A 22,622-nucleotide genomic window follows, 5' to 3' on the forward strand; every position below is an offset into this window, starting at 1 on the left:
GGCGTATCGACTAGTTAAATCCGTATTTCATTGTCCCGTATGCTCACGATACCAATCATTGGCCTCCTGCAGCACCTCGGCTCCCCCAGCACCCATGAATTCATGAACGAATTCGTCAAAATACGATAGGGGCTTCTCACCCGTGATGATGGCAACGTAGGCTTTGTTCTTCAGCTTCATCAGCTCGGGCCCATACCTGCTCAAGGCTGGAGTGGCAATCTCCAAGGCATTGTAGATACCGTCTCGGTCAAGCTTCTGCGTCGAGGCCCACTCTGCGCCCCGGTCTGTAGGCATCCGTGGTACCGTCATGCCAAGATTGGCGCCGATCTTGTTCTGATAGCTGAACATGCTGTTGTAGGGCGGCAGGACGATGACATCCTTCCTGTTGGCATCAGCCCATTCCCAATGCTTGCCCATGACGCCATAATTCATGGACGTATATTCGTCCAGATCGGGATTGGCACTGACGTAATCCAGCATTTGCAGAATTCGCTCCATCTTGCCTGGCTCCTTGGCGGCATCGGCCCCGATAGCCGTGAAGCTCATCAGCATATCGTATGCCTTGGAGCCTCGTTGTTCATAGGGTCCCGTGAAGGGCTGACCGAAGGTAATTCTTGCGTCGGGCTCCTTCGCGAGCAGCTCCCGAGCATTGAAGGTTGCCTCTACAGGTGACTCTTCCGCAGCCATCCCTTCGCGGTAGTGCAAGGTCTTGTAATCGCCCTGCTGGACCCAATGATAATAATTACCCTTGGAGGTCATGCCGATTCTGCCCTGAATAAAGGCGTGCGAGAGGTGCTTGTAGCCGCCCTTGTTCTCACCAGTGATAAATTCGGGATCAATGATGCCATCCTGGTACCATTTGCGGAGGTATTGCAGAGACTCCTTCATCTCTGGCTCCAGAGCGCCGATGACCAGCTCTTGATCCTTCTTACCAAAATACAGCTGATCTGCGAAGACGATCTGACCGAAGGCGCCAAAGACGACATTCATGCCTTCACTCGATAGACCGTAGGTATCTTTCAGGCCATTGCCGTCGGGATCGCCATTCGCAAAGGCGTAGATGACCTTCTCGAACTCCTCCAGCGTCTCAGGTATCTTCAGACCAAGCGTGTCCAGCCAATCCTGGCGATACACCACTGGAATCCGGTAGATATTCGTAGGATTCACGACAGGGATACCGTAATATTTGCCATCAATGGTGCCATAGTTCTCATAGGATGGAGCATGCTCACGAATCGCCCTCAAGAGGTTGGGGGCGTTCTGCTCCAGCATGTCCCTTGGTATCTCTGCGAGCATGCCTTGCTGCTGATACTTCAGAAGATCCTGCGGCTGTCTTATCCTGAACAGATCAGGAATGGCTCCTTGTGCCAGCTTCATGTCGAGAAGTGACTCATAGCGGTTATTCTCAAGGTTCCATATATCCAGTCGTACATTGAATTTGTTCTCGACATACCGAACCATCTCGGCATCCTCCGGCACGGGGAGATTCTGATGCATCGTCCAGGAAATATGGAATTCAGGAGCAGCAGAGGCTACGGAGGCCCGCGGTTCGTCTATGTCTGTAGTGGAACTCACTACCGAATCACAGCCGCTAATGATGCCTAACCATATGACTGCGGCAAGAACGCCGAAGCGCTGTAATCTCTTCATTTGCATGCTGTGGAACCTTCCTATGCGTTATTCGGACTCGTGGGCTGCAGGCCAGCGGTAGATGCTTTTCATGTACAAGATGTCAGCTTCACGTCCGTTACGTCTGCTTTACGTGTGCTATGTCTGCTTTACTTGTGTTAGGTCTGCTTCAAAGTACGCAGGTAATTGCCTGGTGTACAGCCGTGGATTTCCTTGAATTTTTTGATAAAATAAGCCGCTGTGCCATAGCCTACTGTAGCAGCGACCTGCTCGACGGTCATGTCGGTGGTCTCAATCAGCGCTTTGGCCTGCTCCATACGCTGGTTGGTTATATAGCTTGTGTACGTGACACCGAGTTCTTCCTTGAAGAGCTTGCTCAGGTACTTTGGACTGATATACACCTGTGCAGCTACCGCCTCAAGTGATAGATCCTCTGCCAGGTGGCTATGGATATATTCCCTCGCAAGTTCAATGCTGGAGACGGCACGTTCACTGTTGCGCTTTTCCATCTGCATCATGAAGTCGGCAACCACATCCATGAGCCAACTCCGGAACTCCAGAATATTCTGAATCTCCATATACTGATAGTACAAATCCAGCTTCCCTTGCTCAGGGTGGCTGTACCGAACATTCTTCATATAATCGGAGACGGTGAACACCGTGTTCGATAGTATAAAATGACAGTAATCCGCAGGATAGTTATCCTCGCGCATAGCGGCGACGAGCTGGTCAAGCACGATTGTGACTTCATCCGCTTGTCTGGCATGCAGCTTCTCACGGAAGCGGACGAGAATGGACTGTGGCAGCTCCTCCAGGCTATGCTCTCGCTCCAGTAAATGATGATCCCGCAGAATCGGCATTTCCGGCAGGAAATACCCGTATTTCATCAAGACTTGGGCCTTGTTATAGCTCTCATGGATGTCCGTCAGCTCCTGCACCCAGGAGCCCCACGCGAGCTGAAAGTCCAGACTGAGTTGCTGCCGTCCTACAGTGAGTACAAATGCAGACAGCTTCTCCAGTAGCAGATCGTTCGCTTCTTCGGCACCCAGTATGATCACCAGCTTTTTGTCAGGCAGCTCTTCGGCAATGATGTGGCTTCGCGGATAGCTTTGTGAAGGACTATGCGACAGGGTAGCCTCCTCCAGCTGCTTGATCATTTCATGTACCACATATTCCATATGGATGGAGCTTAGCCGGGCGAACACTTCTCCAGAGTTCACGACTATACAGGCATAATGGCGAAAATCATGCGGGAGACGCAGGTGACTTCGTTCATTCGACCATTCCTCGCGGGAATAGCCGTTGCGGAGCAAGGTCAGTATCGTATTATGCTTAATGACCGAGCTGCTCGCGAGCAGGGTCTCTTCGAGGCTTGAGACCTTATCGCTTAATCGAAGGAAGGCCGTGTCGATCAGCTTGAATTCATTCGTGACCTGCGCAGTCGCAGGATCGAGTGAATCCTTAATTTTGCCGACCAGCCGTTTGATCGGACTGTAGCTTGCTCTGGCCAGAAAGCCGGATAGTGCAATACCGATTAGAATGACCAGCAGACAGATACCGAGAATCAGCTTCTGCACGACAATGGTCTTCTCATAATAAGAACTGGCAGGCATGGCACTCATGATCTTCCAGCCTGTGGATGGAAGCGTCTCATAGGATACTACATAGGAGGTGTCATTGACCATGTTGTGAAAGCTGCCGCTCTCCGCAGCGGATATGAGGGCACTGGTCGCGTCAGAGCTGTAAGCGTGGGTCGGCTCCTCCTGCGACAGGCCGGATATACTGGTGCCGGAAGAATCCACAATAAACGTGCTACTATATGGAGACGGCATCATATTCTGAATGATACCGCTAATGGCGCTTTCTTTGACATCAATAGCAATCATCAGGTCGGCGTTCTCGCCAGAGGCTTGAAAGGGGTAGCTATGGGCATAGGTGATCAAGCCAGCGTCATGGTTATCAGGTATATCGGATAGAACATCAACAGGAACAGGACGAGCTCCCGTCCATAGACTGCTATGCTCGTTGCTCCGCATACCTTGGACCCAATCGGACAGCACGCTAGAGCTGCTGCCTTGATCTGCTTGATATTCAAGCCCGTAGATGGAAGAGAGCAGAATATTCTGCTTCGGATTATATAGATGAATAGCATGCACGATGTCCGAGTTGCTGGCTACTTTGGACTTAAGCAGCTCCTGCAGATCAATGACCCTGCTCAGGTTGCTGTCCAGGGATGAATCGGCGAACCATCGCACATCAGCGTTCCTGTTCAGTGAGATATCCAGATAGATCTGCTGGACTCGCTCCAGAACGGCGGTCTCAATTGTATGAGCTGTATTCTCAAGAATCATCTGATGCTTGTCGTGTAATTCTTGCTTGTAGTTATTGGAGAAGTATATATAGAAGACAGAGCAGAGCAGCAGTACAATGACAAGCACAATAGAAATATAGGAAAATGCCAGATTGGCGAATACGGAATTCCACTTTTTCAAGATATACTCTCCCTCCCGCTGCGATTATACACCACACCTTTAAGGGCTTATACACAAGAAACTGTCGAATTTCATTAACGGAATGTAAAATTAGCACCTTCATTATAGACGATATTTGCTTGTTTTTTACATAAATCTTCATAAACTAGTGAGAGCATCCCAAATTGATATAAAGGAGAAATTGTTATATTGCTGTAGAGCAAGCTCCGATGCTAGATTGGGGTCGAATCGTTCGATATCCAAAAAGATGGGAGCATACAAATTGAAAAAGAAGTCCACTCGAAAGCTAGTATCTGTGACGTTGGGATTAATGTTGCTGTCTAATGGCGTTGCCTTACATCCTTCTTATGCTGCATCAGGCGAGTCTCAGACTCCACCCTCGATCGAGCTGCCAGCAGCACCCATTTGGGGGCACTTTGTAGACACGTACAAAAATAATACCCCCGTCAATATGGAGGTCTATTCGAACTCTGCCATTGGAATGCTGTCAGGCTTCCTGGATCTGTGGACCCCAGGCGATTCCTGGAATAACGGAACGAAGCTGAACAGCAGCGTGCTGGATGCCAACATTCAGTATGTGGTCGACTTGTCTAAGACCCGTAGTGCGGCAGATGAGGAACGAGCCTACTACGATGACCGCCGGAATCAGTCCTATGGTGCTGTTGAGGGTCTGGGGTCTTTAACTGAGGTGTACCGTGAGAAGTCCGGAACATATACGACGATTAACAGCATTCCTGAGAATGCTACATCGGTCAAGTACAATGATGGCAACGGCTCCAATAAGGCGGGAGACTCCGACTCCGAGCTGGGCAAGATGGTTGACCTGATCGGGAAGCTGCGCGGTAACTATGCTTCGACTCAACAAGCAAAAAATTACTATAGCTATGCTCGTCCATACCGTTGGGCTAACGATACTTCGATCATCGTGCCTACACTGGTGCCAGCGATCAGCCAGACGCCAGCGAAGGACGGAGGATTCCCGAGTGGTCATACGAATGCTTCGTATCTGGCGGCTCTGTCACTCGCCTATGCTGTGCCTGAGCGCTATCAAGAGATGCTGACCCGAGCTTCCGAGATGGGGGATAGCCGTATTGTAGCCGGGATGCACTCCCCATTGGATGTCATGGGTGGGCGTGTCCTGGCAACGGCGCTGGCTGCAGCTACGCTGAATGATCCCGACAATGCTGAGCTCAAGAAGGCAGCCTATGATCAGGCACACGAAATCTTGCTGACCGAGACAGGGACCGCAGAAGATCGCTTTACCAATTATGAGCAGAACAAGGCGCAATTCAACCAGCGTCTGACCTACAATTTCCCACAAATTACTTCGACTACGAAGCCTGTGAGTGTACCTAAGGGCGCGGAGGTCTTGTTGGAGACTCGTCTGCCTTACCTGAGTGGTGAACAGCGCCGTGCAGTGCTGGCTACTACTGGACTGCCATCAGGCTATCCTTTACTGGATGATCCAGAGGGCTGGGGACGCTTGAATCTGTTTGCAGCGGCAGACGGATACGGTGCCTTCCATAACGATGTAACGGTGACGATGGATGCCTATCAAGGTGGATTCCATGCAGAAGATCGCTGGCGCAATAACATCTCCGGCGTCGGCAAGCTGACGAAGGAGGGGGCAGGTACCCTGAAGCTGCAAGGCAGCAATATTTACTCCGGTGGTACGCAGATTAATGCAGGTACCCTGGAAGGGGACTCCGCAACAGCCTTCGGTAGCGGTGATGTATTCAATAATGGGGGTACCGTTGTAGAGAATGTATATGGTGCCATGACGATTGGCGGTAACTTCACACAGACAGCCGGCAGTACTTTGGAGCTGAACCTGATTCGTTCCGATGACGTAGTCGATGTCCAAGGTACAGTCGAACTGGCAGGGGCCCTGCACGTAAAATTCGCAGATGGCTATGTGCCAGGCAGAGGCTCGATTACCCTGATCACACATGGGGCTAACGAGCGGACAGGAAGCTTCGATACCGTAACGATCACTGGCGTACCAAGTCAGTATAATGCCAAGATCGTCTATCAGACAGACAAGGTTGTGCTCTCCATCACGTCCAAGTCAAGCTCTGACAGCTCATCCGATGGCTCAGGCTCTACAAGTGGATCATCTGGTGGAACGAACAACGGAGGAACCTCGACCGGTGGCACAACTACTGGCGGAACAAATAGTGGCGGGACGACTCCTGCGACACCTGCGGATAATGGTGCACCATCCGAGCAGCCAAGCGGCGTGAACCCGTTCCAGTCGAACGTCATTACAAGGCAAGCTGTGCTGAAGGCGATCACTGATGCTATTGCTGCGGCAAGCAACAGAACGACATCATTCAACGATACAGCTAATCATTGGGGTAGTGATACCGTTGGAACAGCGGTCAAGCTGGGCGTCGTTGATGGATACAGTGATGGTACCTTCCGCCCTGACGCCACGGTGACGAGAGCGGAGTTCGTAGCCATGATGGCTCGCGCATTTGGTCTGACAGCAGGCTCGGCTTCCACTGATTTCAAGGATACCTCTGCTCACTGGGCAGCAGGCTATATTGCAACGCTGGCGGAGAAAGACATTGTGAACGGATACGAGGATGGCAGCTTCAAGCCGAATGCGACCATCTCCCGTGCTGAAATGGTAACGATCATTTCGCGTGTACTGAATCTTGAGGTATTGGCTACAGGTACGCCATCCAGCTTCACGGACGTGAGCAGTAATTACTGGGCAGCGCAAGCCATCCAGCAAGCATCGTCTGCGAATCTGGTGCAGGGGATGTCCGCATCCACCTTCGTTCCTCAGAATCATGCTACTCGTGCCGAAGCCTTGACGATCATAATCCGTGCTCTGAAGACGGATAGCTCTATTAGTGCATTGATTGAAGGGCTGTAATGATATCCAAATGAGTTAGAGAGAATGAGTTAGAGAGAAGGGCCATATCCCTCCGCTACGGGGAGGGATATGGTTCTTTCTTTATTTAACGGTTTTACCATACAATTTTTCTTAAAAATTTCGAAAAATTATTAAAATCTTTAAGTAATAGTGATACACTAATATCAAAATCATCCAGAAAGTTGTGTGTGAGTAGGTGACACACGGATTTGTTAGGCGACTAAGCAGGAGCGCAAGCATCCTTCCTGCAAATTGTAGGGGAGAAGGACGGTATAATGAGTAACCGAGAATTGAACACAGACGTTATTTTAATTGGTGCCGGAATTATGAGTGCAACGCTGGGAGCACTGCTAAAGGAATTAGTGCCGGAATGGTCAATATCCGTGTATGAACGGCGAGCCAGTGCAGGCGAAGAAAGCTCCAACGAATGGAATAATGCCGGTACAGGCCATTCCTCGCTGTGTGAGCTGAATTACACCGTAGAACAACCGGATGGATCTATTGATATAAGCAAGGCTATCAAGGTCAATGAAGAGTATCAATTTTCGAAGCAATTTTGGTCATATCTTGTGAGCAGCAACCGGATTTCAGATCCGCGAGACTTTATCGTACCCGTACCACATATGAGCTTTGTGCAGGGCGAACAAGATGTGATTTTTTTAAAGAAGCGTTTTGAAGCGCTTTCAGAAAATCCGTTGTTCGAAGGCATGGAATTTACAGACGACCCGGCCAAGCTGGCTGAGTGGATTCCGCTAATGATGGAGAATCGGGTAAGCAACAGACCGCTAGCAGCGACCAAGATCGACTCTGGTACAGATGTTAACTTTGGCGCTTTAACGCGCATACTATTCAAGCATCTGCAGCAGAGCAACGTGAACATTCATTATAATCATCAGATCGAAGATATAACACGGAATGCGGAAGGCCTGTGGGAGTTGAAGGTGAAAAATCTGGAAAGCGGTGTCACAGAGCGTCGCTCCGCCCGGTTTGTCTTCATCGGCGGCGGCGGCGGCAGTCTGCATTTGCTCCAGAAATCGGGTATTCCAGAAGGCAGAGGAGTGGGAGGGTTCCCGGTCAGCGGGCTCTTCATGGTATGTAAGAAGCCGGAGATCGTTGCCAAGCATCGTGCCAAGGTCTATGGAAAAGCCTCCGTCGGTGCACCGCCAATGTCTGTACCGCATCTGGATACACGAGTGATCGATAAGAAGGAGCTATTGTTCTTTGGGCCTTTTGCAGGATTCTCACCCAAATTCCTGAAGTTCGGCTCAATCCTGGATCTGCTCACCTCTGTCAAGCACGATAATCTGGTGACGATGCTGGCAGCAGGTGCGAAGAACTTCCAGTTGACCAAGTATCTCATCGGGCAAGTCATGCTATCCAAGGAGCAACGCATGGAAGCTCTGCGTGAATTTGTGCCTGATGCGAAAAGTGAAGATTGGGAGCTGGTCGTCGCAGGCCAACGGGTACAGATTATCAAGGATACGCCAGCTGGTCGCGGGACGCTTCAATTCGGTACGGAGGTCATCAGCGCAGCAGATGGCTCGATCGCTGCTCTGCTGGGAGCCTCGCCAGGTGCATCAACAGCAGTCTCCGTTATGCTGGAGGTCATTCAGAAATGCTTCCCGCAGCAGCTACCTGCCTGGGAAGCGAAGATCAAGGAGATGATCCCGTCGTATGGGGTGTCCTTGTCCAAAAATCCGGAGCTTCTGCAGGAGATACACAGAAATACCAATCGTGCGCTGGCATTGACCAACGAAACATGGGAGCAAGAGGAGAAGAAGGCGGTCAGCAATTAATTAAATCATGCTCCATTGGGAGCGTGGATATACACATCATATTAGAGGGTGTGGCATGAAGGAGGGGGGAGCCCCTCTTTTTTGTTGTTTCTTCAATATTATTGATATGATGGTTGGAGTGACGAGCAGTTCTAGAACGGTTAGTGACGATTATGCTGATAATAATTAGTCACGTTGGTGTGCTCATCCTACGTCACGGCTGCCTGCCGTATGGTGCATGAAATGTCGGAAAGGGCGACATTGCCTTTGCTATGCTTGATTAGGGAGGTGCTGACATGGATTCATTGGGACAATTGAACAAAGCGCTGGACTACATTGAGGCGAATCTGACGGAATCTGTGGACTATAAGGAGGCGGCCAGAATCGCCTGCTGCTCTGAGTACCACTTTACACGAATGTTCTCATTTCTTGCGGGTGTACCTCTATCGGAATATATCCGGCGACGCCGCCTGACACTGGCTGCTTCGGAGCTAAGCCGGGGGAACAACAGAATCATAGATGTTGCGCTGAAGTATGGATATACCTCGCCAGATTCCTTTACGAGAGCCTTCCAGGCCTTGCATGGTATCACGCCATCAGAAGCCAAGGTTCATGGTCAGCCGCTAAAGGCCTTCCCGAGAATGACATTTCAGTTAACGATCAGAGGAGGCAGTGAGATGAACTATCGTTTGGAAGCCAAGGAAGCTTTTCGCATTGTAGGAATCAGGAAAAGGGTCCCGATCCAATTCCACGGTGTCAACCCTGAGATCGCCGCTATGTATGCGACCTTGACACCTGCATGGATTGCCGGGATCAAGGAGCTGTCGAATATGGAACCAGCAGGACTAATTAGTGCATCTATTCATTTCAGTGATGGACGAATGGAAGAGAAGGGAGAACTCGATCATTATATTGGTGCCGCCACGACAGAGGACGCGCCAGAGGGGATGGATCATGTCGAGGTGTCTCCCTCTACGTGGGCTGTTTTTACGGCGGTGGGCCCTTTTCCATCAGCACTTCAGGAGACTTGGGGAAGAATCTACGCTGAATGGTTCCCGTCCTCGGATTATGAGCTGAGCGAGGGGCCGGAGATGCTCTGGAATGAGCACAAGGATACTTCTTCGCCCAACTATAAAAGTGAGATATGGATTCCTGTTCGCAAAAAACGTCAGTAGTAGCTCTATCCTGCATAGCGGTATAGCAACATCAATTGCGCTCATTCCACGAGGGATGGGCGTTTTGGCATGCTCGTGTACTCATGGATCGTAGCTGTATTCCTGCTGTGGTGGTAGCTTCTGCATGTCTGGGCTCTGTGAGGCTGCAAGGTACTAGTCGTTATAAAATGTTCTGGAGAATTGGCAGGGGGATCTGAATGTGTCATGGCGGTCTATTAGATACCCAAGCCTTCCTACGAAATATGCATAGTATATAGAGAACTCAAAAAGAACCAGAGTTCGACAAGCGAAGTCTAATCATGGGGGGGAGATGGGATGAAAGGGTTAATCTTGTGTGCCGGACGCGGGACAAGACTCCAGCCTTCCACGTATACCAAGCCCAAGTGCATGTTGCCTGTCAATGGAGAGTATATTCTGGTATCGATCATCAAGCGACTGATTGCTGTGGGAATTAGTGAGATTGGCATCGTGGTAAGCCCTTTACAGAGCGAAATTCAAGAGACGATCGGGACGGGGGAGCGCTGGAACGCATCGATCACCTACCTCCAGCAAAAAGAAGCGAAGGGATTGGCGGATGCCGTCAGATGTGCGCAGTCATTTGTAGCGGACTCACCCTTTTTGTTGATGCTTGGCGACAATGTGTACGAGGGGGAACTGTTGCCACTGATTCAATCGCTGGAGAACAGGAAGGCGGCGGCTTCCATATTGCTGCAGCAGGTGAAGGACCCACGTCAATTTGGGGTAGCGGTCGTCCGGGAGGGACGGATCATTCATCTTGAAGAGAAGCCTAGTGTTCCCCAGTCTGATCTGGCTATCATCGGTGTGTATGCCCTGACTGCGGCGATCTGGCCAGCCATTGAGCAACTGAAGCCATCTGCACGCGGTGAATACGAGATGACTGACGCGATCCAACGGCTGATTGCAGGGGACAAGCATGTAGCTTACAGTATTACTTCAGCTCGATTTTTTGATATAGGCACACACGAGCGTTGGCTTGAGGCCAACCAGTATACAATGGATCAGGACCCTGATAATTTTACGAGACCAGCCCATCTGGACCCTTCAGTGCAGTGTATACCTCCAGTCAGAGTTGATCCGACGGCCCGTGTTACGAACAGCGTCATTGGACCTTATGTCTATGTTGGACCAAGCAGTATTGTTGAGCATAGCATTCTGAGGAACAGTATTCTGACCGAGCAAGTGGAGCTGTCCCATATACATGCGGAGAGCAGTGTGTTCGGGTCTCGCGTACGACTACAGGAACAGACAACTCAAGCCAGCCCTGCTCGTCATATCCTGGGAGATCAGGCGATCGTCACGAGAAGCCCAGCCAATGTGAAGGATGGTTCAAAATAAACCGGGCATGCCTTGGGGATGAGTCCAATCCAGTGCTGGGGATACACATACCCTAAAGTATTCTAATGCATTAGACCATTATGCAAAAGAAAACTTCCAAGGGGTAGGTGATCCTGAGCATGGTTGAGTTGGTATTAACGCTCAATGATAAAGACGGGAGCTACACGAAGCATGCAGGCGTAGTGCTTGCATCCGTGTTCTCCCACACCCAGCAGACACTGAATGTACACATTGCGCATGATGACACCGTTAGTGAAGAGAATATTTCGAAACTGATCCAGTTGGCAAAGGACTTCGGTCATAACATTTACTTTTATCGTGTAGAGATCCCGGAGGATCTTAGGGCTGTAGCGGCCACTGTAAAGAAGATTAACTACTGGACGATGGCGAGCATGTTCCGGCTGCTGTTCACGAACTTTATCGAGGCAGAGCGCGTGATCTATCTGGATTGTGATATTCTGGTCAGTCTGGACATCAATGAGCTATGGAGTATTGATCTCGGTAATCGCTACCTCGGTGCTGTTCTGGACCAAGGGGCCAACATGCAGGAATACTGTGCTTCCATAGGTCTGAATGGAGCGCGGTACTTTAACTCTGGGGTGATCTTGTTCCATCTGGATAACATCCGCAATCATCCGAGCTGGTATCAAGAAGTGCTTCAATTCATGCAAAGATACCCACTCATGAGATTGCCGGATCAGGATATCCTGAATGCGGTGTATGGTTCCAATTATCTGACACTGGCTAAACGATTCAATACCTTTGCCTATGATGAGCTGGATCTGAGCAATAAGATTGTTCACTTCGCCGGCGATTCGAAATGGTGGGAGCCCGACTCTCCAGCATTTCCATTGTATAATCACTTCTTATCCATGACGCCATGGGGTAAGGAGCTGCCGGCAGCCGAAGGAGTTCATACAGATCAGGCTGTTGTCCCTGTGGATGCACCTTCAAAAGTTGTACATCTTGTGGGAGAGTCGACGCCTGAAGCTCAGCAGGAAGCACATCATGCTGCAGTACAGCAGGCTGAAGTGCAGCACGCCGCAGCACATCTCGCTGAAGTCCAGCAGATTGAAGTCCAGCACGCAGCAGCGCATCATGAAGCAGTCCAGCAGATTGAAGTCCAGCACGCAGCAGCGCATCATGAAGCAGTCCAGCAAATTGAAGTCCAGCACGCAGCAGCGCACCATGCCGCAGTCCAGCAAATTGAAGTCCAGCACGCAGCAGCGCACCATGCCGCAGTACAACAAGCTGAAGCGCACCATGTTGCAATACAGCAAGCTGAAGCACAGCAAGCAACAGCAAGACATGGAGCAGCACAACATATAGTAGCTCAACATGCAGCGCAGCAAGCGGCAGCCTATCAGGCAGCCGTACAGCATGAAGCAGCCCATCAAGAAGCTGCACCGCTGGTAGCAGCCCAGCATGAGGCTTATCATGCAGCTGTCGAGCAAGCAGAAGAGCATGCTGCGGATGTGCACCATACAGAGGCACAGCCTGTGGAAGCAAGAGCAACCATACAGCCAGCGCCTGTGCTGCCACTTCAGCCGCTATCTATCGGGGTGAAGCCACGTGAGGCGAAGAGATGTCCCGCGAAGCGGCATAGACTATCTTATGGCAAAGCACGGCGCTTGAAGATCAAATGGAGAAGAAAGCAATGGCTTCGCGCCAAAGCTCGTCGCTGCGCGCGATCCCGTTCTGGCAAAGCCTTGGTAGTCGTGCGTCTGGGGCTGCTTAAGCGTCTGTATGCGAAGAAGAGAGCCATGCGAATCAGACAACAGAAGCTGCAGAAGTGTGCATTGCGATCGCGTAGAAGCAAGTGTGCCCGACATTAATCAGTGAGGTTAGCGATGATGAATGAAGCCTGACTCCCACGTCTTCAAGATACTGGCATATTGCTCGTGGTCAGGCTTGGCAAACGGCACACACTCGATAACCTGCCGAATCACAGTAAAAAGGTCACTCTTCAGCTGCTCATCGCTAGTGTAGGGGGCTATCCCTGCCGCATACTGAAAATAAGCATCACGATTAGGGAGTTCTTTCATTTCACCAGGCAATAAATCGTTGTCATCCGTAGCCATGATCAATACGGCCTCACCGAACGGTGAGGCCATTTCGACTTGCTCCAGCTTGTCCATTAAGCCCATCAACTCGGGAGTGATTCGGCGGTATGCTTTCGTGTATGCTCTGTTTTTGGACACAACAGCGATAGAAAATTGAATAGTAGTTCACTCCTGAAAAAAAGAGATTTGGATGCCGTATAATGAAAATTATAGAAATTTGGGACGGACGCGGCAAGGCTCAAGGTATAATGAAGAAGTGAAATTAGGTTAAAAGATATTAAAAGAAACTAAAAGAAACTAAAAGAAGCTAAAAGAAGCTAAAAGAAGCTAAAAGAAGGGTGGATACCACATCTATGGAACCTCAATTCATCAGTTACAGATTGGAGAGCGACGGCACAACCTACACGAATGAGAATATTAACGCCTCACTGATTACCGAGTTAATTACCAATCTCGATCTACAGGATTACGTTGTGCTGGCGCCGTCCAGACCGATAAAGAATAGCATATATCTGCAAAGTGCCTTTATGCATGACGAAGGTCGGCTAGTAGTAGAAACCCGACTGCAATATGAAGATGGTAGCTTCAAGCATTATAGTCACATCACAGATGATCCTCAAGAAATTATCCCTCTCTTCCTTGATTATTGGGGACAAGAGAAGCTTCCGAATCTCGATGGCTGGCAGGATATTACGCATGAATTTTAATTAGGAAATATAGACAAATATATATTTATATGAAAGTCTTTCACTAACCTTGTCCTAATTGATTGCATAAGCACACAAAATGTTGTGATTGTCTCATGTTGCCGTAGCGACAGGTCTGATATAGTGAAAGCGCAGTTCGAATTGAAAGCGCTTCATATACATAGAGGGTGCTGCGCTCAACAAGACGGTGAGAGGGGATATGCGAATGAGAACTACTAGACAGGCCTGGTCGCTGCTACTTGTCGTGGCCATGGTGCTGAGCATGTGGTCGTGGCGGCAGGCGCCTGCGGCTGCGGCAGGAAAGGCATGGAGTGTGGCAAACGGAGGGTTCGAGACGGATTGGTGGGCCGATGCCTCATGGCAGGTGACCCCATCAGATTGGGGACAGGTGAGCATCGAGCGCTATAATTATGCCGATGATTCCTTCATCACACCGTATGAAGACACTTATGCCTTCAAATATTGGATCAAGGATACGGCGTCGGTTCAGCAGGATATTACGATTACCCAGACGCTGTCGGACGTGCCAGCAGGCAGCTATGAGCTGTCGGTCCATTCCATGGGTGGAGATGGGGAACAGGCAGGTCAGGTGCAGGTGTTTGCCAATGGAGACAGCAGCAGTGTAGCTCCTACTACGGGCTACAACCAGTGGGGGGCGGTGACGCTCAAGTTCGTGCTGACCGAGGATGCTCCACAGCTGAGCATTGGTACGAAGATCAGTGGCCTACCTGAGGCATGGGGCTATCTGGACGGCTTCGTATTGAAGCAATTGAGCACGGATACCAGCCAGCCGGTTCAGGCAGATATTTTCGTGAAGAAGGTTGAGGGACTGAAGTCTGACTTCATCAAAGGTGTGGATATATCGAGCGTGATTGCTCTGGAGCAGAGTGGGGTCCGCTTCTACAACGAGGAAGGGCTGCAGCAGGATCTGTTCCAGACCTTCCAGGAATCTGGCGTGAACTACGTCCGGGTGCGTATTTGGAACGATCCGTATGATAATGCAGGTCGTGGCTACGGCGGAGGTAATAATGATTTGGCCAAGGCCATCGAGATGGGTAAGCGGGCTACCGCGAATGGAATGAAGGTTCTGGTAGACTTCCACTATTCTGATTTCTGGGCCGATCCAGCCAAGCAGCATGTGCCAAAGGCGTGGACAGGCTTGTCCTTTGCTGAGAAGGAGCAGGCTCTGTACGATTTCACCAAGCATAGTCTGGAGCAACTGCTCGCAGAGGGCGTAGATGTCGGTATGGTTCAGGTCGGCAACGAGACGAACAAGTCGTTCGTGGGCGAGACGGATTGGGCGAAGATCAGTGCTTTGTTCAATAAAGGAAGTCAGGCCGTACGGTCGGTCGATCCGAATATTCTAATTGCGTTACATTTTGCGAATCCAGAGTCGTCTGGTCGCTATGAATCCTATGCCAAGGCTCTGGCGGATCATCAAGTGGATTACGATGTATTCGCTAGCTCCTACTATCCGTTCTGGCACGGTTCATTGAGCAACCTTACATCCGTCCTGAAGCACGTGGCAGACACCTATGGCAAGAAGGTCATGGTCGCAGAGACGTCCTATGCCTATACGGCGGAGGAAGGAGACGGACATGGGAATACTGCGCCGAAAAGCTCAGGTCAGACGTTGAACTACCCGATCACGGTACAGGGACAGGCGAACTCTGTCCGGGATGTAATTGAGGCAGTTGCCAAGGTAGGTGATGCAGGGATCGGTGTATTCTATTGGGAGCCAGCCTGGTTGCCAGTCGGACCGAAGGAGAATCTTGAGCAGAACAAGCTGTTATGGGAGCAATATGGCTCGGGCTGGGCAACCAGCTATGCATCCGAGTACGATCCTGACGATGCAGGCAAATGGTATGGCGGCAGTGCGGTCGATAATCAGGCATTGTTTGACTTTACAGGCCATCCGCTGCCATCCATTAATGTGTTCAAGTATGTAAACACCGGAGCAGTGGCCCCACTAAAGGTAGACGGGGTCAAGGACGTGTTGCTTACTGTTCATGATGGTGAACCCGTAACCCTGCCAAGTGTGGTCACAGCCACCTATAATGATGGCAGCACTGGCAAGCTCACGGTAGTGTGGGATCAGGATGCGTTATCTCAGGCTCTGAGCAAGGGGGCTGGTAGCTATATCATTCCAGGGACCGCAAAAGGTGGATATCCAGTGCAGGCACAGCTGGAGATTCTTCGTCGGAATCTGCTGAGTAATGGTGGCTTCGAGCAGAGCGACCGAAGCATGTGGGAGATCACGTATGGTGCTGGATTAGCACCGCATACGGATTATCAGCATAAAGCAGCCGATGCAAAATCAGGGGAATATTCCTTGCATTTCAATTCAGATCAAGCTGTGGATTTCCAAGTACAACAGACAGTCACTGGTCTGAAACCGGGATACTATGATGTCTCCATGTTCATCCAGGGAGGCAATGCGAATAACGCAGACATGAAGCTGTTCGCAGAGAGCGCAGAACAGAAGCTGGAGGCGGTAACAGGAGTGAGTGGCTGGGTACAGTGGGATCAGCCAGAGCTTCGTGATGTGAAGGTAACGGATGGCACACTCACGGTTGGTGCGCGGATCCGGGCCGATGGTGGAGCATGGGGAACGCTGGATGATTTCTATCTTACGTTCGTTAGAGAATTGGAGGGCGCAGGTCCAGGCGAGGGAGAAGGTCCTGGGCCGAACCCGAACCCGAACCCAACACCAAACCCAACACCAAACCCAACACCAAACCCAACACCAAACCCAACACCAAACCCAACACCGAGTCCGACTCCAACGCCTTCTGAAGGCTCCAAGGATCGCTCCTCCGGTGGCGGAGTGTCCGCTCCAAGTGAGCAGGTGAAGGTCCAGGTTGATAACGGCTCGAACGGCCAGTCATCACTCGCTAATGTGACGATTGAGCGCTCCACACAGGCGGATGGCACCAAGAAGGACAAGCTCACTTACCAAGCAGCTCAGGCAGTTGAAGCTGTAGCAGCACTGAGCAAGGACAAGAGCACAGGACAGACAGGTATCCGGCTGGTGCTGCCAGATCCCAAGGATGAAGTATCCGAGCTGGAGTTCAATCTGCCAGTAGATACGGCCCGGACGCTGGCGACTGGGAAGCTTAGTCTTGAATTGCACATGAATGCCGTGCGCCTCATTCTTCCAGCCTCCACACTGGCTGCATTGAATGGAGACCGTCAGATGACATTCAAGCCGATCAAGAACGAGACTGCCATTCGAGAGCTCTCGAATCGTGCGAAGCAAGAGCGTATCGTGCAAGCTGCCGCGGGGCAAGGTGAGGTAAGCGTTATTGGTCGCCCTGTTACCATAGATACGAATATTCAAGGACAACAGGTGGAGCTGGTACTACCACTCTCACAGCAGTCGCTTCCGGCTGCAGGAGAAGCGCGTGAGGCGTTCCTCAGCAAGCTGGTCGTGTATGTGGAGCATAGTGATGGCACCAAGGAACTGGTACAGCCAACTATTGTACAAGCAGGCGATGTACCTACGGGTCTTGCCTTTACCGTGAACCGATTCAGTACCTTTGCGCTGCTGTATCTGGAGCAAGGTGAACAAACGGGTACAGAACAGGCTAATGAAGGACAGACAAGCTCACAGCCGTATATGCAGGGTTATCCGGATGGTACCTTCCGTCCAGACCACACTGTGTCACGGGCGGAGCTGGCCGCTATTCTGTTCCGTCTAAGCACAGGGCAGGAAGAGCAGTTTATCTCCTCTTCTACGGCGGACCAAAGTGTAAGTTATGCTGATGTATCACGAGCAAGCTGGGCATCGCAGCCGATTGCAGCCGTGACAGCAGCAGGGTGGATGAAGGGCTACAACGTAACGGCCTTCGGACCTGAACGGCCGGTGACGAGAGCCGAGATGGCAGCCGTGCTCGCTCGTTGGGCGAAGCTGGATGGGGAAGCCACGGCTTCGTTCCCCGATGCAGCTGGACACTGGGCACAGACTGATATCGCGCTTGTGCAGCAAGCAGGCTACATTCAGGGCATGCCTGACGGTACCTTCCGTCCAGACCAGACCCTGAGCCGGGCTGAAGCTGTCACGTTGTTCAACAGGGTACTCAAGCTGGAGGCTGCAGGCCATGCAGCTATCTCCCCATGGTCGGATGTGCCGTCTGGACATTGGGCTTCTGCGGATATTGCCACAGCGACAACGGAGTAGAACTAAGCTAGGCCTGGACTAGATGTAGTATTTATTTGAATAGGTTGAACCTTGGCTTCAGACCAAGATAGTAGATGAGAATCCCCTTACAAAAGGCGGTATCCTGAGAGCTATGGAGCTCAGGTGCGGTTGAATGCAAGGGGATTTTTTTCATATCGACAATACGGGCCGGCAAGCTGGCTCTATTTCTAGTTGAGCACTTGAAGCTGAGTGGATTGAATCTAGTTATAGGTACACGGATCAGTATATTGGTGAATATATTCACATGAAAGTGGAAGTAAGCTATACTTCTTCTATAAAATAAGCAATACAGGGATAGATTGTAGCGAGTTGACCTTGCCCCATAAGCTCTAGCGGGTCTTTACTAGGGCGGGAATTGTACATTGCCGCCTGTTTTCATATAGTATGTGTAATAACTATGTATTCAGGATACGCCTAGTCGCAGAAGGAGGATAAAATATGAAGTCAATCACCGTGCAGAAATTAATCGACACGTTCAAATTGGAGGTGCTTGCGGGAGCCAGTCGCCTGGATCGCACGGTTACGCGTCCACGTACGCATAGGCCAGGTCTGGAGTTTGTTGGTTACTTCGATTTTTTTCCTATGGAACGAGTACAGGTGCTCGGGCGTAAGGAAATCACCTATCTACTAACGCTTAGTGTAGAGGAACGCAAGCTACATATCGGAAATATTGTCAAATATCATCCGCCATGCTTCATTGTCACGACGGGACAGCAGGAGATCCCATACCTGCAGCTATTCTGCGATCAGGAAGGCATCCCCCTGCTGCGTACATCCGAGACGACGACTGAGTTCATGCCGAAGCTGGATAGCTATCTGGTGAAGGCTCTAGCTCCTGAAATGGCAATCCACGGCGTATGCGTCAATGTCTCGGGCATCGGCATCCTGCTTAGAGGTAAGTCCGGCATCGGCAAGAGTGAGACGACCCATACCCTTATCCGTCGTGGTCATCGCTTCGTGGCGGATGATATTGTGGTCTTGAAGAAGCTCGGACCTGAGACGCTGCTGGGAACACACAATGAGACGACCCGCGAATTCTTGGCGCTGCGTAGTATTGGGCTGATTAATGTCGTCAGGCAATATGGGCGGAGGGCGTTCCAGGATGAGACGCGCATTGTGCTCGATATCGAGCTGTCTCCGTGGCGGGAAAATGCACTCAATAACGAGCTTGAGGTAGTACCACAGTTCACGGAATATCTGGGGGTCCAGATCCCCCATATTGAGGTCCAGCTTCAGCCAGGGCGCGATGTAGCTGGATTGATTGAGGCTGCGGCCAATAATTGGTACCTCAAGCAGCTAGGCTATAGTGCGGCTGAAGAATTCATGCAACGCATTCATGACGGAATGCAGTCCTAAGCGCTGTAGCTATGGCTTGGCATAGCCGTGGTCACTATGATGTAGCCCAATGGATACCCAACATGTCCACGGCTTGTAGCTTGTAATGCTTCATATCTTTTAGCCCATTTTTTTAGCCACGGTTACTGGGCGCAGCTGTTGGGCCATGCATGATGTTATTTGCTGTGTTTAGGTAGTGTGGCGCCATAAATTCGACCACCTGATTGAATCAGTAGCTGTTGGTCTACGATCTCGATCCCGATGAAATGACCTGAAGCGACCTTGTAGATGGCTTCGTCCACCAAGGTGTTAGCATCTTTTGCTAATAGGCGTCCATCTGCCAGTCCAACCCATAGCTTATCCATCATATCCAGATGAGTGATGCGAGAGTCTGAGGTGTAGACAGGCATTGCCTTGGATTGTGTTGGTGCGTTAAAGGCGATGCGAGACAATGTGCTGCCACCATGATCATTCGCCTGTACAAAATAAATGAAGTCCTGTGTTGCATCTACAAGATAAGCGGACTGCTGCTCTACAAAGTCTACAGGTTCATACTGGAAGGTCTGAAGCATTTTTCCGGTACCATACTCAATCCGGTCTATAGTCAGCGCATAGCCTTGGTCCAGACCGTTATTATTTCTTACGGCGTTAAGGGTGCCGTTATCTCCACTCATGATCTGCTTGTAATCACCATCCAGGGCCCATTTTACTTGACCTGTATACGTGCTGATCCCGTATATTGGGTTAGTTGTGATAGCACCGCTACTCACGGAGCTGGCGACGATTGTTCCACCCATGTACTCTATTTTGTAGCCATAGCCCGTCTTGCTCTCGGCGTTCCACTTCAGCTTGCCAGAGTTCACGTCATATGCTGCCATCCCATGGTGATCGGCTACGATGACCATTCCATCATATACTTCCACACCGCTTGCCTCGTAGGGACCTTCCTTGGTCTTGGCACCGACACCAGGCTTCACCCATACCCCTTTGCCTGTCTTGCCATTGACCTTGTGGATTCGTCCAGCTGTGTCAGTATAGTATACATAATTGGAGCTATATGCAGGGGGAGAAGCTGGTGTGCTTTTGTACGTCCATTTTGCCTTACCTGTCTTAAGATCAGCAGCGGCGAGATATACACCCGCTTTGTAGATGACTAGGCCTTCGTTGGTAATCGTGGTATCGAACTGCGTTTTATCTTGAGCCGCTACAACCTTTTGCCAAGGTGGCTCGATTGTCTGGACCGTTTCATTCGTTGCTGCAGTTACTGGATATAGATCAGAGACCGGGGCCAGCAGCCCCCCGAACAGTAAAGTTGCAGCTGTGAGTGTAAGTATTCTTTTGGCTGGATTGAATTTTGTTGTGTTCATAGATAGAGAACCTCTCCTTCTGCTTCCGATAATAAACGGAGGTCCTATCTTAGACGAATAATTATAGGTAAATGTTGCATATAAAGAAGCGTGCAATGGGGCCTTATCAGTTCTGTAATGATCGTGGCTGACGCTTTGCGTCACCGCCAGACAAGCATGTGTCTTTCAGTTGGATTGGAGGAGTCATAAGAATGAATAGAAGGCATATGCCAGCGATGATTCAGTGGCATCTGGATCCGGCTCGTTTTCCTGATGGTGAATGGATGCGGGACATGATTGTGATGCTTGGTGACCATGAGAATCGTCAGGATGGCAGGTCTGTGGGTGGCTCCTGGACAGTACTTGTACGAATTATGGAGCGCAGCGAAGGTACATGGGATACATTCGGAGATGTCGCCTTTATTACGGACGAGGCGCCGTGGCACCTCTTGGCTCCGGGCTTTACTTTCGAGTTGTGGGCGGGACGTGATATTGCAGCAGTCACCGTCATGTAAGCACAGGGATGCCCAATGAATGAACCAGCTGAGGGCATCCGCTGAGTGTGTATTTTTTAACCTTCTCTTGAAAATAATTTATGACGTTGGAGGAGAGTGAAAAATGCTATTCGAGTATTTCGTCTGCGGAGCCAGCCACACCATCCCAGTCCCCCGATATACGTTGACCAGTCCTTCACCAGACATAGCCGATCCTAACCGGGTCTTACCGGATTTCTCGACACTGAAGTCCAAGGAATGCGACCACATGATGGCAAAGTCACCATCCACCTTCAGCACATCATTCTGCAGCTCGACGACTACAGCCTCTTCGGTTGGGATCGCTACTTCCACAGCTAGTACGCCTCTACCTCGGGCACTAAGATTGAACAACCCCTCTCCGCCCAAGGCGGCAGAGGATAGTGTCTTGCGCGCGACGACAGACAGCTTAAGCGAATTCTCACACGCCAGGAAAATACCATCCTCCATGACAATTTCATCGTTATCCACATCAATCAGCCATATGTATTTATAGGTGGTCTCTGTCAGGATTGTGCCATTGCCCCGATAGACTGGCTTGACAGCACTGGTCCCCGTCACTTTGCTTGATATGAGATTTCGTACCAGGCCTCCTACGCCCTGTACTCCAGAGGTCATCTCAATGTTACCGACCATGTATTGCATAGCTCCTGAATTCAGAGTCACTTCATTGTTGTTGAGCTCGATCATGAGCTGCTTGCTGCGCATATTACTTTTGCTCATGAAGAAATTGGACTGTGCCTCGGCCAGTGTTGTGCTGCTCAAATCCTCTTTATATTCTATGACTGCAAAGCCGCCGATCTCTTGCTTAATTACAACATTTGGATTATCTTTCAGGTTGTTAATGGTGTATGCCATATATGCTCTTCCCCTGTCTGAAATAATGTGAGTCATCAGTAACCTGACATTTCTGACATGTGTGCCTACTGTGAATTTGAAAGCTTAAACCCACCTCGCCTCTTCACATATTTGCCACTCACCCCAGATTATAACGCCTTCCAGACCTATAATGAACCAGAATTCCTATATGTTCCTGCTGTTATTTTTGAAATGGATAAATTCACTGTGGCATTACCACTGCTTAATAATAGAAACGTTTCACACATGTAAATAGTTAAGGGCACCT

At 50.4% G+C, this 22,622-nt stretch carries 14 protein-coding genes; 9 read left to right on the forward strand and 5 right to left on the reverse strand.

Annotated features, from left to right (window positions below; genetic code table 11):
* Positions 1–27 precede the first annotated feature (27 nt).
* Positions 28–1,656, reverse strand: coding sequence for an extracellular solute-binding protein (locus tag K331_RS0112845; protein ID WP_028590613.1), 1,629 nt, complete (start codon positions 1,654–1,656; stop codon positions 28–30).
* 131 nt (positions 1,657–1,787) lie between these two features.
* Positions 1,788–4,121: an AraC family transcriptional regulator gene (locus K331_RS0112850; protein ID WP_028590614.1), complete on the reverse strand. Its 2,334-nt coding sequence runs from the start codon at positions 4,119–4,121 to the stop codon at positions 1,788–1,790.
* A gap of 247 nt (positions 4,122–4,368) precedes the next feature.
* Between K331_RS0112850 and K331_RS0112855 the strand changes: the two genes are divergently transcribed.
* The 5 genes from K331_RS0112855 to K331_RS0112875 all read left to right on the forward strand — a co-directional run bounded on the left by K331_RS0112855 (position 4,369) and on the right by K331_RS0112875 (position 13,146).
* Complete coding sequence (locus K331_RS0112855) at positions 4,369–7,005, forward strand: S-layer homology domain-containing protein (RefSeq protein WP_036634833.1); 2,637 nt, start codon at positions 4,369–4,371, stop codon at positions 7,003–7,005.
* A gap of 275 nt (positions 7,006–7,280) precedes the next feature.
* Positions 7,281–8,801, forward strand: coding sequence for a malate dehydrogenase (quinone) (gene mqo / locus K331_RS0112860; protein ID WP_028590616.1), 1,521 nt, complete (start codon positions 7,281–7,283; stop codon positions 8,799–8,801).
* Positions 8,802–9,076: 275 nt separating this feature from the next.
* Positions 9,077–9,955 (forward strand): AraC family transcriptional regulator, encoded by an 879-nt coding sequence (locus tag K331_RS0112865; protein WP_028590617.1) that lies wholly within the window; start codon positions 9,077–9,079, stop codon positions 9,953–9,955.
* Positions 9,956–10,270: 315 nt separating this feature from the next.
* A complete protein-coding gene (locus K331_RS0112870) occupies positions 10,271–11,311 on the forward strand; it encodes a sugar phosphate nucleotidyltransferase (protein ID WP_028590618.1) in 1,041 nt (346 codons plus the stop codon).
* 119 nt (positions 11,312–11,430) lie between these two features.
* Positions 11,431–13,146 (forward strand): glycosyltransferase family 8 protein, encoded by a 1,716-nt coding sequence (locus K331_RS0112875; protein ID WP_028590619.1) that lies wholly within the window; start codon positions 11,431–11,433, stop codon positions 13,144–13,146.
* A gap of 9 nt (positions 13,147–13,155) precedes the next feature.
* On the opposite strand, the gene K331_RS0112880 is transcribed toward K331_RS0112875, so the two are convergent.
* Positions 13,156–13,449, reverse strand: a complete 294-nt coding sequence (locus tag K331_RS0112880) for a hypothetical protein (protein WP_226383589.1) — start codon at positions 13,447–13,449, stop codon at positions 13,156–13,158.
* Positions 13,450–13,727: 278 nt separating this feature from the next.
* Here K331_RS0112880 and K331_RS0112885 point away from each other — a divergent pair, with 278 nt between their 5' ends.
* The 3 genes from K331_RS0112885 to hprK all read left to right on the forward strand — a co-directional run bounded on the left by K331_RS0112885 (position 13,728) and on the right by hprK (position 19,638).
* Entirely contained in the window at positions 13,728–14,081 is a 354-nt protein-coding gene (locus K331_RS0112885; protein WP_028590621.1) for a hypothetical protein, read from the forward strand.
* Positions 14,082–14,286: 205 nt separating this feature from the next.
* On the forward strand, positions 14,287–18,261 hold the full coding sequence (locus tag K331_RS29475) for a glycosyl hydrolase 53 family protein (RefSeq protein WP_036634837.1): 3,975 nt from the start codon (positions 14,287–14,289) through the stop codon (positions 18,259–18,261).
* Positions 18,262–18,720: 459 nt separating this feature from the next.
* A complete protein-coding gene (gene hprK, locus K331_RS0112895) occupies positions 18,721–19,638 on the forward strand; it encodes an HPr(Ser) kinase/phosphatase (RefSeq protein ID WP_028590622.1) in 918 nt (305 codons plus the stop codon).
* Positions 19,639–19,793: 155 nt separating this feature from the next.
* On the opposite strand, the gene K331_RS0112900 is transcribed toward hprK, so the two are convergent.
* Complete coding sequence (locus tag K331_RS0112900; RefSeq protein WP_028590623.1) at positions 19,794–20,984, reverse strand: outer membrane protein assembly factor BamB family protein; 1,191 nt, start codon at positions 20,982–20,984, stop codon at positions 19,794–19,796.
* Positions 20,985–21,175: 191 nt separating this feature from the next.
* On the opposite strand from K331_RS0112900, the gene K331_RS0112905 reads away from it, so the two are divergent.
* On the forward strand, positions 21,176–21,478 hold the full coding sequence (locus K331_RS0112905; protein ID WP_226383590.1) for a hypothetical protein: 303 nt from the start codon (positions 21,176–21,178) through the stop codon (positions 21,476–21,478).
* Between the two features lie 78 nt (positions 21,479–21,556).
* On the opposite strand, the gene K331_RS0112910 is transcribed toward K331_RS0112905, so the two are convergent.
* Positions 21,557–22,354 carry an AIM24 family protein gene (locus tag K331_RS0112910; protein ID WP_018883809.1) on the reverse strand — a complete coding sequence of 266 codons (798 nt, stop codon included), beginning with the start codon at positions 22,352–22,354 and terminating at the stop codon, positions 21,557–21,559.
* Positions 22,355–22,622 lie beyond the last annotated feature (268 nt).

It is taken from the genome of Paenibacillus massiliensis subsp. panacisoli DSM 21345, assembly GCF_000426545.1.
In the GTDB taxonomy this organism is placed as follows: domain Bacteria; phylum Bacillota; class Bacilli; order Paenibacillales; family Paenibacillaceae; genus Paenibacillus; species Paenibacillus panacisoli.